Origin of the sequence: Bacillus sp. JAS24-2, from assembly GCF_008274905.1 — a bacterium.
In the GTDB taxonomy this organism is placed as follows: domain Bacteria; phylum Bacillota; class Bacilli; order Bacillales; family Bacillaceae_G; genus Bacillus_A; species Bacillus_A cereus.
The window spans coordinates 2,364,107-2,380,451 of sequence record NZ_CP031068.1; the positions used below are offsets into that span (position 1 = coordinate 2,364,107).

Consider the following 16,345-nt stretch of genomic DNA (forward strand, 5'->3'; position numbering starts at 1 on the left):
TATAAAATTACTGAAGGAGGTGTAATATGTATAAGTATTTACATATTTTAAACGACATAGAAAATATGATTCAAAATGGAGGAATAAATGAAGGAAAGAAATTACCGTCTATACGGTCACTCGTTACGCAATATGAATGTAATAAGGCGACAGTTATACGTGCGCTTCATGAATTAGAAAAGCGTCATATTATATATTCTGTCCCTCAAAGTGGATATTACGTTGTTAAGAAATCTGGGAGTACTATAGAAAATAACGAGATAATTGATTTTGCTTCCTCAGCACCAGATCCAGATGTTTTTCCGTATTTAGATTTTCAACATTGTATTAATAAGGCTATTGATACGTATAAAAATGATTTGTTTGTATATGGAACGCCGAAAGGGTTACCATCTTTAATACCAGTTATTCAAAAACAACTAGCAAATTATCAAGTCTTTACAAAAGAAGAAAATATTTTTATAACGTCAGGTGTTCAGCAGGCACTTGCTATATTAACTTCCATACCATTTCCGAATGGAAATGAAACTGTATTAATTGAACAGCCAACATATCATCTATATATTGATTATCTAGAAATAAATAAAGTTCCTGTAATCGGTATTAGACGTACGAATGAAGGTATCGATTTGAATGAATTGGAGCAAATATTTCAAACTGGAAAAATAAAATTCTTCTATACGATACCGAGATATCATCATCCGCTTGGAACGTCTTATTCTAAAGATGAGAAAGAAAAAATCACACTATTGGCTAAGAAATACAATGTATTTATAGTGGAAGATGATTATTTAGCAGATTTAGAAACGGATTCGAAAGCTGATCCGTTATATAGCTTGAATCATGATAATCATGTCATATATTTGAAAAGTTATTCGAAGATTATTTTTCCAGGTTTACGAGTTGGTGTAGCAGTTATTCCACCGATTATTGCGAATGCTTTTTATACATATAAAAAAATTTTAGATATTGATAGCCCAATGATATCTCAAGCTGCTTTAGAAATTTATATAAAGAGTGGCATGTTTGAACGTCATAAAAGTAAAATTAATTCTTCCTACTACAATAGATCAATAAAACTAGCAGAAACATTAGAAAAAGTGCAAAATGAAAATTCATCATTATTTACATATAATAGACAAAACACACTTGGAATACACACTTGTTTAGAAATGCAGAAAAACATAGTTACAGAAACACTTATACAAAAATTAGGTGACATTCAAATAAGTGTCGATACTATTGATAAGAATTATATGAGGGATTTTCCTAAAGAAAAACTATTAAAATTAAATGTTTCGAATGTAAAAGAAGATAAGATTGAAGAAGGTATTCGTAAAGTAATTGAGGAAATCAAGCAATCAAGACAGTTGGATTTTCAGTTTAGAAAGGAATAATTTGAATTAGGAGGTTTGTTGTGAGATTGTTTTACAATTAGTTACTCCAGATGGAGAAGCCTATATGAGGAAATATGATAGGAAGCATATACCAGAGGTTATAAAGCTGAATTATAAAAGTTGAATAAAATGAAACGATTACGGAGAAAAGTAGCAGTTGTGGCCGGAGCAACTATATATGTAACTGAATAACTATATGTTTTTTAAGAGCACTCTTAGCAAAAAGTGCTCTTTTTCATTAATGTAAATATTTACTTAGCATCTTTTTAAAATGATTTTTATCATAATTTACATATTGCGTAGCTGTATTTCGTATTGAATCTCCCGCGTAAAATCTTTCGTACAATTCGTGTCTAGATCCTAATGGGCTTCCGATGATATCCCAGGCTAACTTAAATAATTTTGTACGTTGTTCGGCATCTATATTCGTTCCATTAAAGTATTTTTTCAATAAATCAGCTATCGGACTCTGGAAGTCATTCGAGCTCGAAGGAAGTTGAATGAACCCACCTGCTCCAATTAATTGTAAAATTTCTATTGCACGGGGATAATATTTGGAACCAAGATTCCTTGCAGTTTCAATATATTTAAAGTTCGGCAAATAAGTTTTTGTTTCATTTGTAGTACCTTCAACTTCTGCAGCAATTAAAAGTGCGCGAATTGTTTCGATTTGCATAATTAATTCCCCAAGCTTCTCTTGAACATGCAAATAAGTAGTAGCACCAATCGCTTCAGCAATTTCATAAGCAATTGCAGTTATAAATTCTAGCTTTACTACTAATCGTACAATTGCTTGGTGATAAGCTAAACTACTAGAAGCTATATCTGACTTTATTGCCCATAACGCTTCAGGGTTGTTATATAGTAAGACACGTTCCCATGGTACAAATACATTATCAAAGATTAATAGTGCATCCATTTCATCGTACTGTGAGCTAAGAGGGGAATCAACTATAATTGAATGTGTATTCGCAAATGGTTCTCTACAAACCATATGTAATCCAGGAGAATTGGCTGCCACAATGAGAAAGTGAGCTAAATCTTTTTGAGTATCAGTCAGTTTTGCTAATGGATAGATTAATAAATCATTTGAATAAGGAGAAGCAGTACCAATCATTTTAGCACCACTTAAATAAATTCCGTCAGAAGTTTTCTTCGTAACTCTTAGTAATCCTAAGTCATTTGTATTCAACATTGATTCTGTAGATCGATTTATTTGTGGATCACGTTGAACTACGCTTAAGAACAAGTGATTATCTCTCGCTTCTTCATAATAAGATGTAATTTTATCTGGAAACTGTACATCGAATTTTTTATAAAAATATTTTGATACGTACCAGCCGGTAAGTCTCGATCTTGCGTAATCAGATAGTCTACTCATTACACCGTCTGTAGCATAACTCCACGTTTCAAAAGCGGTTCTCCTCATTAATAATTCGTTATAGGAATTCGGAATTAAAAAGGCTGTATGGACAAATTCTTTCGTTTTTGGGCTAACATATCCAACAGAATCTCTTCGTATTGGATCATCAAACAATGAAAATAAATTAGAAATGGTACTTAATGTTCCTGCAAAATGTTTGTCTGTAGTTACATCTACTTTTTGTCCATAGAGCCAAACGTTACGACCATCTTGTAAGCTCTTTATATAGTATTCTTTCAAATTTTGCATATTTCCTCCTTCTAAAGACTATTCATATATTTGGACATCTTTTAATGGTGGGGAATATACGTGGAAAGTTATTACTGCCGAATCTGTTATACATTTTATGCACAGTATCTTTTTTTACTGTGAAAATATTTCCCTCTGTAAACTCTTCAATCCGCTCGCTATTATTTTCGTACGTTATATTTTGTAGCGTACCATTGACTATTAGTATACATCCTACAGATATTCCGTGATCGTGCACAAAAGTCTTTGCTTTGCTGGGGAAATTTAATACTAAAATCTCTACAAATTCAGACTGATAGATAACGTTCCGTCCGTATTCAAGATTAACTGGTGAAGTAATAAAAGGAGATATTTTATGAAGTGAAATATTTAATGATTGAATAACGTGTATTAAATTGACCGTATCGTAGTTACATAGGTTATTAAACGTTTTTTTGTATGTTATGAATCAATTGCATGTAAAACTTCCTCCTAAGCATGTACAGTAAAAGAAAACCTAATCTAATATTATATAGAGCGTATTGAATTACATAATATTGTATTGAAACATTTCCAAAAAGTTACTTCTTTTACTTAGGAAGTTCATTTAATTTGAAAATTTCGTTAATTATTTCCGTTAAAATGATATGCTTGAACTATATATTTTTTATCCCGCTAAATCCCGACTGGTGAGGGCTGATAATCAGTGGAGGATGAACAAACCCCCCACTGATTAAAGTTTCACTTTATTGGAAAGGTGATGAAATAAATGGCAGTTCTTTTAGTGGAAAATCTATATCAAATGTCTATTGTTTTACTGATTTTATGTTCATTTTGTTTTTATAGATATTTAAAGAAAATAAAAAGGGAAAGAAAGCTTACAGGTTTTGAAATTACGATGTATATCGTGACACAACTTGCGTATTTCATTTGGGCGGCAACAACTTTTCTTAAAATGTTATCAGAATAATAATACTGTTAAACAATAGTGAAATAGAATAGGTTATCTATATTTTTCTAATAAAGAAAAAAGGGGGAGTATTTATAACTTCTACATTTAAAAGATTGGTTTTTAAGTGTTCTGATTTTGAATATTAAGTTTCCTTCTTTTTAATTAGAAATTATGAGCATCTTCTGATTTTAAAGACATCGATTATATTTGGATGAGATTACACATTCGTAATCTCTTATATTGTCTCTACCCCAATAATATACTTATTGAGAAGGGCAGAGATAAGTTTGTATTTAAGACTGATGGTTGGCTAGTTAGAATGACCGATTGAGATTCTTTTAGTTTACTCATTATAAGGAAAAGCTTTAAGATTCTGCATTAAATATATAATATTCGGATTCACTATGTTGGTTGTAATATGAGATTTTAATAAATCCTTGATAAAAGAGCACATTTTTATATGTGCTCCATCCCATTTAATTAGCGTGTATATTCTGAATATATAAATTCAAGAAATTATATATTTTAAAGTGGCGTAAAGGGGTATTTGTATATGGTAAAATCTGTTTTAAATATGTCTTCAACTAATTGAGTAGTTTCGGCGTCATAAAAACTATCATATGTTGGGAGCCGTGGAAATAAGGGGTCTATTATGTTAGCGTCTGCGTAGTCCCCTTTAAAAATAGCATAGTCGTTCTGATGGTGCCATGATTTTTCCAATAAATCTAAAGGAGATTTTTTTAATCTATATTGATCTTCTAGTTTCGCGATTTCCTTAGAATAGTTTTCTAGGTAGATATAATTAGTTACAAAACGTTCTTCATCTTGTATATATTGTGGAGTATAGTGCGGGTTTATTATGTCTGAATTAGAATCAAAAGATTTTAAATAATATAGATAAAGTTTAAAGGAGATTTTCTTATTACAATTCTCATCCCTGTACAGAAATTGACGAATAGGTCTCCATTCCGGATGTTCTATATGGGGTGGTGAAAGGAGTGATAAGAAAGAACTGACAGCTCGTTTATAAGGGTTTCTAACAAGTTTGTACGCGTGTTTTTGTTTAAGCCTTAATTCTGTAGCTACTTGTATATAGTAAAAAAAAGAATTTTTGTATATATCATACTCGTAGTTATGAATAAACGGATCGTAATTAATCGCTTCTTCATATAATCCAATTTGATAAAAGAACCAATTTGCTAGTGAAGTGCAGCCACTTTTTTGGCTCCAGAATAAAATTAACGGAAATTCATCGTGGAAGTGTGGCATACGTCCATGTTTAATCATAAAGTTATAAATATCCGTCATTGTCATATACAACCACCCTCTGTTTTCTTTTATCATTATTTATTACTGTATGAAGTAGGCATTTAATATATGAAAATTGGCAATGATGCGGATTATACGTTTTTTTATTTAAACGTTAATTGAAAATAAAAAAAGAGTGTACAAATGAGGAGGTTCTGAGAAAAAAATAGGTTTTATTAGTGTTTAATTACTATATAGTGTAGCTCTGTATTGCGTAAGTGTATAAATATGAATATTCATAAATCCTTGTCACCTCCAGGGATATTGGGATTTTAATTCACATTTACATGAAAATGAATACACAGATTAAATAATTGTCACATACCTCACAAATGTTTCGTCACATTTATGATTACTAAATGAGGAGGAACATATATGAAAATATTTGTAGCAGGTGCAACTGGTGTAATAGGACGTTCTTTATTACCACTGTTAATAAAAAATGGGCACACGGTGTTTGCGATGATCCGTACTACTTCGCAAGTAGAAGCAATGAAAAAGGTTGGTGCCATACCAGTAATAGCTGATGTATTTAATAGAGAGTCTGTATTTTCTGTATTAGAAGAAACAAATCCCGATATAGTTATTCATCAATTAACGTCATTGTCATCATGGAATTTTGAGGATAATGCAAAAATTAGAACAAAAGGCACTCGTAACCTTGTCGATGCAGCTAAAAATGTAGGGGTACAGAAAATAATCGCTCAAAGTATTTCATGGGCGTATGAACCAGGGGATACATTTGCGACTGAAAAAGATTCACTACATATTACTGCTTCCGCGCCTCGGCAAGTCACTGTTAATGGCATATTAAAATTAGAAGAAGCTGTTACTGAGTTACCTGAATCGGTTATACTTCGTTATGGCACATTATATGGACCAGGAACATGGTATGCGGAAAACGGATTAATAGCAAATCAAGTTCGTAATAATGAGATTATCGCATCAGACGGGATAAGCTCGTTTATACATGTCGAAGATGCTGCAAGAGCTACTATGCTAGCCCTTAATTGGCCTTCAGGAATCGTAAATATTGTAGATAATTATCCAGCAACTAGTAAAGAATGGTTACCAATATATGCAGCAGCGATAGGGGCACCTAAGCCTAAAGTTCAAGATGGGAAAAATAGTTGGGAAAGAGGAGCTTCCAATAATAAGGCACGTAAAGAGTATGGTTGGATACCTTTATTTCCATCATGGTCTGAAGGATTTAACAACTTAATAGGTAAGTAAAACACAACTTTAATGGGAATGATAGTAAAATACACCATTAAAGGATTGGGTTATTATGAATATAATTTGGGAAAGTATTATATTAACTTTTACTGGAATAATTGTCTTGAAAATGACAGGTAGTGCATCTGTCAGCCAAATGACAAGAGCTGAAATCATTATAGTTGTATCAATCGGCCGTATTATTGTAGAACCTGTATTAAGTAGAAAAGTAGTCCCATCTATATTTGCGGCCATCATATTTGCAAGCATACTACTTATTATTCATTTCTTTGAATTGAAATCAAAGAAGGTGGAACAATTTCTAAATGGAAGTAGCATTATAATTGTTGAAAACGGAGAGATTGTAAAAGAGAATTTGATGCAGGCAAAAATGTCGGAGCAACAACTATATATGCAATTAAGAGAAAAAGGGATCCATGATGTAAAGAGTTTACAGCAAGTTACAGCGGAACCGAATGGGCGTATTGGTTATCGATTAATAAAAGAAGCAGAACCAATAACTTTAGAAATGTTAGAAAAAGTATTAGATAGGTACAATATAAAAAGATAATTTCTCGTGAGAAAAAGCCAATTTTTTAACGATAAAATGTAAGAGAGAACTATAATTAAAAGTTATTAAGAATTATTAAAGATGTTTATATATTGATTATGCACAAATAAAAAGGACAAGCATATAATAGAAGTACCTATTAACTTTAAGTAACCTTAACTTTCTTTAATAGGATATCTCAAAATCCCCAAAAAGAGCACTTGCGGAAACAAGTGCTCTTTTATTTGGAATTTTAAACCATAAATGTTGAATAAAATGTTAAACTGAAAAGAGCAATTTTTGTAATTAAAACTGTAGTATATGAATGGAGTGTTATTGAATGCAAACAAGAAAAGCCTATCTATATGTATTTGACACGATGTCTGATTGGGAGTACGGACATTTAATTGCTGAACTTAATACAGGGAGATATTTTAAAAAAGATGTAGCGCCTTTTAAAGTAGTCACAGTTGGAATAAATAAAGAAATGGTTATTTCAATGGGGGGCTTGAATATAAAGCCGGATATTTCCCTAGATGAATGTATCCTTGAGAGTAACGATCTATTAATTTTACCTGGAGGGAATACTTGGAGTGAAGAAATACATAAACCTATTTTGCAAAAAGTTGATGAGGCTTTAAAACTTGGTACAATTGTGGCTGCCATTTGCGGTGCAACTATAGGTCTTGCAAATTACGGTTACTTGGATTCTATAAATCACACAAGCAATAGTTTAGAGTATATGAAAATGGTTTGTCCTACTTATAAAGGAGAAAATTTTTATAAAGAGGGACCTGTATCATCCAGTGAAAACCTTATTACCGCATCGGGTGTAGCTCCTCTAGAATTTGCCATGGAGGTATTGAGAAAATTAGATGTATTTGCGCCAGATACACTTCATTCATGGTATAAATTGAATGAGACTCATGAAGCGGAATATTTCTTCCAGTTAATGAATTCAATTAATAGCTGATTAGTATTTCGAATGAAAATTATATTTTAGATGATACGAAAACTAATAACGAAATAATATTATGAAGATAAAAGGTAAGGGTATTCCTATGAATATATGAGAAAATATCCTTACCTTTTATAGTATTATTTCTGAAAGGCAAAAGTAATAGCATTTGTTTTTAATTGAATGTGTCTTTCATTACGAACTATATTATAAGCTAATTCTTTTATTTCAACTTTTATTTCTTTCCATCCTTTATAAATGCTTTTTAATAGACGTATCATTTCTTCGGTTGGGAGATTAATTTCAATTAAAGCTTCTAATTCTTCATTCGTTTTTAAATCAATTTCTTGTATGTTAGAGTTAATAATCAAACAATTAATACCACTGTTTTTTGTCCCTTTTTTCATAGAATGAAGCACGTTTTTAAAATCTTTTTCTGATTTGACATGTTCTAAACTTGATACTGCAACGATATAATCATAAGCGTTAGAGTCAATATGATAGTTTTCAATTGCTGCTTGTTCTGTTTTTATAACCTCGAATACATCATGTTCTTTGCTATAAGTTTGTAGCTTTGTTAAAGCGGAATTAAGTAAATCAACACATGTAACAGTGCCGCTAGTATTTCTTATCTTTTGTGCAATTGGAATGCTATTTCTACCGACGCCAGAGCCAAGATCAAGTACTTGTAAGTTGTTTTGTCCTTCAAAGTGATCCATCAAGTCCATAACTGTTTTAACCGGTTTGTACAGCCAAGAGCCAATTTCAAATAGTTTATATTGTTCATAGCAAAGGTCGTGATATTTCTTTTCTTCTTGTCTTATGTAATCGATACGGTTCACATTGTTTCAGCTCCAATATTTTTATTGCAAAATGAATAGGTGGGACAGCCTTTAACATTTGTTTGAATTCGAAAAATACCACCAGCATGTGGATACTCTTTTAATTCGTCATCAGTCATTCTTGTTCTGGCTGTTGTAATATATAAATCTGTTAAATTAGGCCCTCCAAATGTACATGATGTTACATATAAAGCTGGAATTGGAATGCTTAATATTTTTTCTCCAGTAGAGGGATTCCATCTAGTTATTTTTGAACCTCCCCAATGTGCAATCCATAAACAGCCGTCTTCGTCAATTGTCATACCATCAGGTAGACCATCATTTTCAGAGAAAATGATTACATCAATTGGATTATGAATGTCTCCAGTACGTATATTATATTGATAGCGAACCACTTTTTTAGTAGGTGTATCTATAAAGTAAAAGTATGTATGATCAGGTGACCAAGCAATTCCATTTGATGTATTTACATGTGAAACTTTTTTCTCTACACTTAAATTATGATGTAAACAATACAAGGAACCTGCAGCATTCATACCGTATGTATCTGTAGAACCTGCCCAGAAACGACCAGCTGGATCACATTTTCCATCATTGAAACGATTTTCTATTAAATGTGGTTCAGGGTCAAAAATATGTGTCAGTTTTTCTGTATTTACATTAATAGAATAAAAACCGTTTTCCATAGCTAAGAGTAGTGTATCCTCTAAATATGGAACAACACAGCCGATTTGTTGATTGAGTGCAATTACTCGGTTCGTATTAGCGGTAGGATTGTATATGCATAATTTTCTCTCCGTAATATCAACCCAATATAAAAGTTGCTTTTTTTCATTCCAACATGGTCCTTCAGCTAAACTTGCTTTAGCATCTAAAACTAATTCTATATTACTGAACAAGATGTTCACCTCGCGTTATAAGATATTAATATAATTCGATAAGAATAGAGGTAAACCTTTTAGTCAAAGGATATTAAAATTTATGCTGTAGAAAAATGACCTTCTCACAAGTGATTAAAAAAGTGTATAAACAAGGAGAGGAAAATGCATATGATGTTTTATGAGATTGTTTGCTTTTCTTGTAAGAATATATTTCGTGTTTACGAAGGCAGTGAAAAATATAAGCGATTTAAAGAAAAACCAAACGGGGCATATTGTTGTGATGAGTGTAGTCATAAAATTCAATTAGAAGCGATAAAGAATTTTTTTAGGTAATTAAACTAAAATTCCGGAAATCATAACTTAATTTTTATTTAGAAGATTTTTTAAGAATAATGTCTAAATATAGAATGTAAATAAATATGAAGTATACACAAAACAATTCGTTTAATCGATAAGTATATATTATGAAAATTGAGTTAGAAATAAAAACGGCAAGCTAGAATTCGCTTGCCGTTTTTTTATAGTTTTGTATGTATTTGTATACCTTTTGCTTTTTCTTTTTCGTTCTTTACGCGTACAATTAAATTATAAGATCCAGATTTTGGTACTTCAAAAGAAAGTAAACCTTCTTTTTGAGAAGTGACTTCTTCTTCGTAAATGATCTTATCGCCTTTAGTGATTTGTAATAAAATTGTACCCTCTTCAACGGTTGCATCAAAAGGAAATTGTACATTTCCTTGTTCAGTTTTGATCGTTTGTACATCGTAATACCCTTTCAGGGAGCCAATGTTTAAAGTTGTTTCGCCGTTTTTTTGAACCTTGGTGACTTTTACTGCTGTATTACCACATGCGCTTAATAATACAACAAGAGTTAGAATGAGAAATAAACGTAGTAATTTCATAGTGATCCCCTTTTTATCATTATAAAATTTTTCCAATGCGTAAATTAGTTTATCATTTTTTTATAAACAAATATATACATTAAAACTAAAAATTGTTATTTAGTGATAACCTCTTATATACCATTTGGTTTCTATTAGTCTAAGAAACTTCAGTACATGTTGAATATTCGATTAATAAAATGTTATAGGAGTTAAATATTTTATCTTACTATTAGATTACTTGAATGAAAAGAAAACACCGAAAGTATATATAAAAGCAGGTACTTTCGGTGTTTTCTTTTTTACTATCGTGAATACATTTTTGGACATTCATCACCACTTGGTTCATAAAAACAATGGCTTTTAAACTGTCCTACAAATGGCTGATTATACCATTCAGGTGGACAAGCTCCAACTGGACGGAAATACCAAAGAGCCCATCGTGCAGGCCAGCGCCATTCACCTTGTAAAACTTTTCGTGCAATTTCTTTTTCTGATTCACGAGCGCGTTGATAAAAATATCCATATTGTACTGCTTCAAATCCGCCGGGGCTTTGATATACAGCGTCGCGTACGGTACGGAGTTGTTTAAAATCTAAGCAATCACAAAATACACGGTTTACTACAACGCATCCAACTAACTCCTCACCTTGGCGACCTTCGCCTTCAGCTTCAGCACGAATTAAACGAGCTAGTAAATCAACATCACTTTCGTTGTATGGAATAAGGGGCATAGTGATACCACCTTTCTGTTATAGTAAAGAGTGTATGTTATAAAACAATCTGCGTGCTTTTTTACATAAAAATAACATTTAATTTTAAGAGGAGCTTGTATAAAAAGAGCTAATTAGTAATAGTAGATAAATATAAAAGGGAGAGGTATTATGTATCGAATTCATAAAGACCATATCATTTACTCAATGTCACCAGAAAATAAGCCTTGTATGGAAGTGGAAATTGGGAGCAATCTTATATTTGAAACATATGATTGCTTTGAAAATCAAATCGATTCTGAAGATGTTGTGTTTCAAGAATTAGATTGGAACCGAATTAATCCAGCGACTGGACCTGTATATGTTAAAGGAGCAGAACCTGGCGATATATTAGCCGTAACGATTGAAAAGATTAAAATTGCAGAGCAGGGTGTTTTAACTACAGGTGCAAACCTTGGTGTAATAGGGAATGAGTTAAATGAAAATACAGTGAAAATTGTCCCAATACATAATGAACATGTTTTGTTTTCAAGTGAACTACAAATCACGATTAATCCAATGATTGGGGTAATTGGTACTGCACCGAAAGAAGAGAGCATTTCATGTGGCACACCGCATGATCATGGCGGGAATATGGACTGTAAAGAAATTAAAGAAGGAACAACATTACTACTACCAGTTAATGTCCCAGGAGCACTATTAGCGTTAGGTGATTTACACGCAGCAATGGGTGATGGTGAAATTGGTGTTAGTGGTGTAGAGGTTGCTGGTGAGGTAACGGTAACAGTTCAAATTATAAAAGAAAAGAAATGGCCGTTACCAATGGCTATTCAAAAAGAAAAAATGATGACGATTGCTTCAGAGAAATTGTTAGATGATGCAGCAAGTCGTGCTGTACATAATATGGTGACATTTTTACATGAAGAATTAGCAATGTCTAAAGCTGATGCAACTCTTTTATTATCGGCAGCAGGTAATTTAAAAGTTTGCCAAGTTGTGGATCCGTTGAAAACGGCGCGTATGGAATTAGGGATGGATTATGTGGAGAAACTAGGATTTACTTTTAGTAAATTTCATATTAAATAGATAAGGGACGAAAAAGGATACTTTTGTATAAAAGCATCCTTTTTTAATTTACGGATTTTGTGAAAAGAGGTAGTATTTATTTTATATAAGTATATTTGAGAATGTGGATTAAAAAGGAGTTCAATAATGGTCAAAATTATGATTGTAGAAGACGATATGAAAATTGCAGAACTATTATCAACACATGTTGCAAAATATGGTTATCAAGGAGTTATTGTATCGGACTTTCAAAATGTATTAGACATTTTTTTAGATGAACAACCAGAGTTAGTTTTATTAGATATTAATTTACCGAGTTTTGATGGGTACTTTTGGTGTCGTCAAATTCGCGGTGTTTCTACATGTCCGATACTATTCATTTCGGCTCGTGAAGGAACGATGGATCAAGTTATGGCGTTAGAAAATGGTGGCGATGATTTTATTCCGAAGCCTTTTCATTATGAAGTTGTAGTGGCGAAAATTCGTAGTCATTTAAGACGTGCATATGGAGATTATGCACCGAAACTAGAAGAGCGAATGATTGAGCAACAAGGCCTTTGTTTATATCCTGAAAGACTTGTATTGAAACTTAGAAACGAAGAGATTGATATAACGAGAAACGAAGCTATTTTATTAGAGACATTAATGAAAAATTATCCGCGTGTTGTGAGTAGGGAAGTGTTGTTAAATAAATTATGGGATAGCGAATCTTATGTTGATGATAATACATTAAGTGTAAATACAACACGTGTGCGTAAAAAGTTACAAACGTTACATATAGAAGGTGCGATTGAAACGATTCGTAGTGTTGGATATAGATTGCATATTACTTGGGATACTGGTATAGAAAAATGATAAGGTTGTTTATACGTGATCATATACCACTTATTTGCTTTACTATAATTCAACTACTAGCTATATTTCTCGTATATTGGTTTGATGGGCATAATCATATTACAACGGCGTTATATGCAATGTTTCTAGGGGCTTTCTTTATGGGAAGTTATTTAGTGTTTCGTTATTTTACACATCGTTCTTTTTATGAGCGCTTAGCAAACCCGATGCAATCTTTGGATGAATCTGTTCAAAAATCTGATTTTGCAGCTGTATCGGCTGCTCTTCAAGAACTACTTGAGGTGCAATATCGACATTATCAAAATCAGCTGCAAATGCAAGAGAGAAAAAATAATGACCATTTAACCTTTATGAATCAGTGGATTCATCAAATGAAAACACCTTTATCTGTAATAGAATTAATTACACAGGATGAAGTAGATTCACGTTTTGAAAGTATAAATGAGGAAACTGATCGATTAAAAAAGGGATTAGAAATGGCTCTGTATGTCGCACGTTTAGAAGCATTTACACAAGATTTTTATGTAGAAAGAGTACAACTACATAAAATAGTGAATGATTCGGTACATGAGCATAAACGGTTCTTTATCCGGAATTTTGTATATCCAGAGCTTGAAATTGATAAGGACATTACTGTAGAAAGTGATGCGAAATGGTTACAATTTTTAATTGGGCAAATACTATCGAATGCGATTAAATATTCATCAGGTAGTAGAGAAAAGATTAAAGTGAAAGCTTGTAAGGAAGGTAATACCGTTATACTTGAAATTGCTGATAATGGCGTAGGTATACCGAAGCAAGATTTACCAAGAGTCTTCAAACCTTTCTTTACAGGAGAAAACGGTAGAGATTTTAAAGAATCAACAGGAATGGGGCTATATCTCGTATATGAAATTACGAAGCAATTAGGACATAGTGTAGAAATCCATTCAGAAGTTGATAAAGGTACGGTAGTACGAGTAATATTTTTTAATGTGTAAAAAGTGATCAAGGCTAAAGAACGTTGGAGATAAGTTTTTTAGCCTTGTTTTGTATTTTTTAAAAAGTTTTCATATGAATAAATGATACAAATTAGTAAAAATTAAAGATATGAGCACATGAAATTGTAAAAATAAACTTGAAGAAAAATAATTGCTTTTGAAGTACAAATAATAATATTTACGCATACAGTATTATCATGGTACAATATGGTTATTAATGACAGAAAGGAATGATGGGTGGACGATGATTAACTAATCTTATTTTTAAATGTTGAAATTCAATAAATTTCAATTTCTAAAAAATAGGATTAGTCTGCCCAATTTCCATAGAACGGTATTGCTATTTATGTTACGTAATAGCTTATTTGGGTGTAAATATTTTAACGACTAATCCTGCCAAATTTATTTGGGAGGATTTTTTTATTCTCCCTTAATGAAAGGGATCGGTATTATGAAAGAACTATTAAAATTAAATGATGTTTATGTTGAAATAAAAGAAAATATGTTGTTAGAGAAAATGAATGTGACAGTAAAACAAGGGGATGTTATCGGATTAATTGGTAAAAACGGTGCTGGTAAATCAACGTTACTTCAATTAATAAATGGAAAGATTGAGCCTTCAAAAGGGATTGTTGAATGGCAGCAAATGAATATGACAACCGCATATGTTGAGCAAGAAATAGAATCTTTTATTAGTAATGATGTAATTGCAAAAGAAGCAGAACTTCTTGCGAAATGGGGCGTGCCAACGAACGATTTTCATACTTTAAGTGGTGGTGAAAAGCTGAAAATTCGATTAGCAAAAGGATTTGCTGAAAATCCTAATGTCTTAATATTAGACGAACCGACAAATCATTTAGATGAGATCAGTACGGGATTTCTCATTAAACAAATAAAAAACATGAAAGGTACAGTTATCGTTGTATCACATGATCGATATTTTTTAGATGTTGTCGCAACAAAAATATGGTCAATTGAGGACAAAAAATTAATTGAGCATAGTGGTAATTATACGATCTACATGAAAGCACGTGAGCAAAAAAGAAAGTCGCAGCAGCGTGAATATGAAAAGCAGCAAAAAAAGATAGAACAAGTAGAAACACATATAAAAGAATTGAGTTCATGGTCACAAAAGGCACACGCGCAGTCTACAAAACAAGAAGGTGTGAAAGAATTCTATCGTGTAAAAGCGAAGCGAATGGATGCACAAGTGAAGTCAAAACGAAAACGACTTGAAAAAGAGCTGGAGAAAGTGAAAGTAGAACGTGTGAAAGAAGAGTATTCAGTTGAGTTTTCTATTCAAGCGAACAAAAAAGTAGGAAAACGTTTTTTAGAAGTGAAGCAATTAAAAAAAGACTTTCATGGGAAAGTATTATTTGAAAACGTTAATTTTACAATTCAGCACGGTGAGAAAGTTGCGATTGTTGGACCAAACGGTAGTGGGAAAACAACATTACTGAAGATGATTATGGGAACGGAAACTGCTGAAGGAGAAATATGGATTTCACCATCTGCAAACATCGGCTATTTAACACAAGAAGTTTTTGATTTACCGCTTGATAAAACACCAGAAAATTTATTTTTTAAAAAGACGTTTGAAGAAAGAGGAAAAGTCCAAAATTTAATGAAACATTTAGGGTTCCAAGCTTTTCAATGGAAAGAGCCGATTGAGCATATGAGTATGGGAGAAAGAGTAAAATGTAAGCTAATGGCTTATATTTTAGATGAAAAAGATGTACTCATTTTAGACGAACCGACGAATCACTTGGATCTACCTTCACGTGAACAACTTGAAAATACATTAGCTGAGTATAACGGAACATTAGTAATTGTATCTCACGATCGATATTTTCTGGAGAAAACAACTAACACAAAACTCGTGTTTTCAAACAATACGATACAAAAGCAGCTAGAAGAACCTACTAAAACAAGAGATGATATTGAAGAGCTACGTTTAACGTTAGAAACAGAGAGACAAGAAGTATTAGGGAAATTAAGCTTTTTAACTTCTAAAGACAAAGAATATAAAGCACTGGATGAACGGTTTATGGAACTTACGAAGCAGATTAAAGAGCTATAACGTAAGTAAGGGGGATT

Annotated in this window: 16 protein-coding genes and 2 pseudogenes; 11 read left to right on the plus strand and 7 right to left on the minus strand. The window is 32.2% G+C overall.

Annotation, left to right across the window (positions count from 1 at the left end; all coding sequences use genetic code 11):
- Window positions 1-26 precede the first annotated feature (26 nt).
- Both DN407_RS12185 and DN407_RS32100 read left to right on the plus strand, forming a co-directional pair.
- The gene (locus tag DN407_RS12185) at window positions 27-1,397 is read left to right on the plus strand and encodes an aminotransferase-like domain-containing protein (RefSeq protein ID WP_000280127.1); all 1,371 of its coding nucleotides are present in this window, start codon (window positions 27-29) and stop codon (window positions 1,395-1,397) included.
- Between the two features lie 13 nt (window positions 1,398-1,410).
- Window positions 1,411-1,521, plus strand: a pseudogene (locus DN407_RS32100) (carboxypeptidase regulatory-like domain-containing protein); the annotation flags it as partial.
- A 114-nt stretch (window positions 1,522-1,635) separates the two neighbouring features.
- Here the strand turns inward: DN407_RS32100 and DN407_RS12195 are convergent.
- Together DN407_RS12195 and DN407_RS12200 are read right to left on the minus strand one after the other, a co-directional pair.
- Complete coding sequence (locus tag DN407_RS12195) at window positions 1,636-3,069, minus strand: 4-hydroxyphenylacetate 3-hydroxylase family protein (protein ID WP_097856475.1); 1,434 nt, start codon at window positions 3,067-3,069, stop codon at window positions 1,636-1,638.
- 18 nt (window positions 3,070-3,087) lie between these two features.
- Window positions 3,088-3,527: pseudogene (locus tag DN407_RS12200) on the minus strand (cysteine dioxygenase).
- A gap of 290 nt (window positions 3,528-3,817) precedes the next feature.
- Here DN407_RS12200 and DN407_RS12205 point away from each other — a divergent pair.
- Window positions 3,818-4,018, plus strand: a complete 201-nt coding sequence (locus tag DN407_RS12205; protein WP_000279697.1) for a hypothetical protein — start codon at window positions 3,818-3,820, stop codon at window positions 4,016-4,018.
- 507 nt (window positions 4,019-4,525) lie between these two features.
- Here DN407_RS12205 and DN407_RS12210 read toward each other — a convergent pair.
- Window positions 4,526-5,314 carry a sulfotransferase family 2 domain-containing protein gene (locus DN407_RS12210; RefSeq protein ID WP_097856476.1) on the minus strand — a complete coding sequence of 263 codons (789 nt, stop codon included), beginning with the start codon at window positions 5,312-5,314 and terminating at the stop codon, window positions 4,526-4,528.
- Window positions 5,315-5,683: 369 nt separating this feature from the next.
- Here DN407_RS12210 and DN407_RS12215 point away from each other — a divergent pair, with 369 nt between their 5' ends.
- The 3 genes from DN407_RS12215 to DN407_RS12225 all read left to right on the plus strand — a co-directional run bounded on the left by DN407_RS12215 (window position 5,684) and on the right by DN407_RS12225 (window position 8,046).
- A complete protein-coding gene (locus DN407_RS12215; protein ID WP_000689417.1) occupies window positions 5,684-6,541 on the plus strand; it encodes an NAD-dependent epimerase/dehydratase family protein in 858 nt (285 codons plus the stop codon).
- 55 nt (window positions 6,542-6,596) lie between these two features.
- Window positions 6,597-7,094, plus strand: coding sequence for a DUF421 domain-containing protein (locus tag DN407_RS12220; protein ID WP_001021697.1), 498 nt, complete (start codon window positions 6,597-6,599; stop codon window positions 7,092-7,094).
- Window positions 7,095-7,413: 319 nt separating this feature from the next.
- Window positions 7,414-8,046, plus strand: a complete 633-nt coding sequence (locus tag DN407_RS12225; protein ID WP_001194774.1) for a type 1 glutamine amidotransferase family protein — start codon at window positions 7,414-7,416, stop codon at window positions 8,044-8,046.
- A gap of 125 nt (window positions 8,047-8,171) precedes the next feature.
- Here the strand turns inward: DN407_RS12225 and DN407_RS12230 are convergent, their stop codons facing one another.
- Window positions 8,172-8,873 (minus strand): class I SAM-dependent methyltransferase, encoded by a 702-nt coding sequence (locus DN407_RS12230; protein WP_097856477.1) that lies wholly within the window; start codon window positions 8,871-8,873, stop codon window positions 8,172-8,174.
- Window positions 8,870-9,772, minus strand: coding sequence for an SMP-30/gluconolactonase/LRE family protein (locus DN407_RS12235; RefSeq protein WP_070183878.1), 903 nt, complete (start codon window positions 9,770-9,772; stop codon window positions 8,870-8,872). Before DN407_RS12235 ends, DN407_RS12230 begins: the two co-directional genes overlap by 4 nt.
- A gap of 144 nt (window positions 9,773-9,916) precedes the next feature.
- On the opposite strand from DN407_RS12235, the gene DN407_RS12240 reads away from it, so the two are divergent.
- Entirely contained in the window at window positions 9,917-10,087 is a 171-nt protein-coding gene (locus DN407_RS12240; RefSeq protein WP_000551047.1) for a DUF2197 domain-containing protein, read from the plus strand.
- Window positions 10,088-10,272: 185 nt separating this feature from the next.
- Here DN407_RS12240 and DN407_RS12245 read toward each other — a convergent pair whose 3' ends face one another.
- Entirely contained in the window at window positions 10,273-10,656 is a 384-nt protein-coding gene (locus DN407_RS12245) for a BA_1872 family lipoprotein (RefSeq protein WP_097856478.1), read from the minus strand.
- A 284-nt stretch (window positions 10,657-10,940) separates the two neighbouring features.
- Window positions 10,941-11,369, minus strand: a complete 429-nt coding sequence (locus tag DN407_RS12250) for a cell wall hydrolase (protein WP_001128398.1) — start codon at window positions 11,367-11,369, stop codon at window positions 10,941-10,943.
- Between the two features lie 150 nt (window positions 11,370-11,519).
- Here DN407_RS12250 and DN407_RS12255 point away from each other — a divergent pair, with 150 nt between their 5' ends.
- The 4 genes from DN407_RS12255 (at window position 11,520) to abc-f (ending at window position 16,328) form a co-directional block, all read left to right on the plus strand.
- On the plus strand, window positions 11,520-12,434 hold the full coding sequence (locus DN407_RS12255; RefSeq protein WP_097856479.1) for an acetamidase/formamidase family protein: 915 nt from the start codon (window positions 11,520-11,522) through the stop codon (window positions 12,432-12,434).
- Between the two features lie 126 nt (window positions 12,435-12,560).
- Window positions 12,561-13,268 carry a response regulator transcription factor gene (locus DN407_RS12260; protein WP_000238990.1) on the plus strand — a complete coding sequence of 236 codons (708 nt, stop codon included), beginning with the start codon at window positions 12,561-12,563 and terminating at the stop codon, window positions 13,266-13,268.
- Window positions 13,265-14,248, plus strand: a complete 984-nt coding sequence (locus DN407_RS12265; RefSeq protein WP_002103134.1) for a sensor histidine kinase — start codon at window positions 13,265-13,267, stop codon at window positions 14,246-14,248. Before DN407_RS12260 ends, DN407_RS12265 begins: the two co-directional genes overlap by 4 nt.
- 451 nt (window positions 14,249-14,699) lie before the next feature.
- The gene (gene abc-f, locus DN407_RS12270) at window positions 14,700-16,328 is read left to right on the plus strand and encodes a ribosomal protection-like ABC-F family protein (protein ID WP_149216292.1); all 1,629 of its coding nucleotides are present in this window, start codon (window positions 14,700-14,702) and stop codon (window positions 16,326-16,328) included.
- Window positions 16,329-16,345 lie beyond the last annotated feature (17 nt).

Bases quoted from the DNA above. Each gene is read 5' to 3' on its own strand.
- DN407_RS12185 (WP_000280127.1), top strand. From the start codon at position 27: ATGTATAAGTATTTACATATTTTAAACGACATAGAAAATATGATTCAA.
- DN407_RS12195 (WP_097856475.1), bottom strand. From the start codon at position 3,069: ATGCAAAATTTGAAAGAATACTATATAAAGAGCTTACAAGATGGTCGT.
- DN407_RS12205 (WP_000279697.1), top strand. From the start codon at position 3,818: ATGGCAGTTCTTTTAGTGGAAAATCTATATCAAATGTCTATTGTTTTA.
- DN407_RS12210 (WP_097856476.1), bottom strand. From the start codon at position 5,314: ATGACAATGACGGATATTTATAACTTTATGATTAAACATGGACGTATG.
- DN407_RS12215 (WP_000689417.1), top strand. From the start codon at position 5,684: ATGAAAATATTTGTAGCAGGTGCAACTGGTGTAATAGGACGTTCTTTA.
- DN407_RS12220 (WP_001021697.1), top strand. From the start codon at position 6,597: ATGAATATAATTTGGGAAAGTATTATATTAACTTTTACTGGAATAATT.
- DN407_RS12225 (WP_001194774.1), top strand. From the start codon at position 7,414: ATGCAAACAAGAAAAGCCTATCTATATGTATTTGACACGATGTCTGAT.
- DN407_RS12240 (WP_000551047.1), top strand. From the start codon at position 9,917: ATGCATATGATGTTTTATGAGATTGTTTGCTTTTCTTGTAAGAATATA.
- DN407_RS12245 (WP_097856478.1), bottom strand. From the start codon at position 10,656: ATGAAATTACTACGTTTATTTCTCATTCTAACTCTTGTTGTATTATTA.
- DN407_RS12250 (WP_001128398.1), bottom strand. From the start codon at position 11,369: ATGCCCCTTATTCCATACAACGAAAGTGATGTTGATTTACTAGCTCGT.
- DN407_RS12255 (WP_097856479.1), top strand. From the start codon at position 11,520: ATGTATCGAATTCATAAAGACCATATCATTTACTCAATGTCACCAGAA.
- DN407_RS12260 (WP_000238990.1), top strand. From the start codon at position 12,561: ATGGTCAAAATTATGATTGTAGAAGACGATATGAAAATTGCAGAACTA.
- DN407_RS12265 (WP_002103134.1), top strand. From the start codon at position 13,265: ATGATAAGGTTGTTTATACGTGATCATATACCACTTATTTGCTTTACT.
- abc-f (WP_149216292.1), top strand. From the start codon at position 14,700: ATGAAAGAACTATTAAAATTAAATGATGTTTATGTTGAAATAAAAGAA.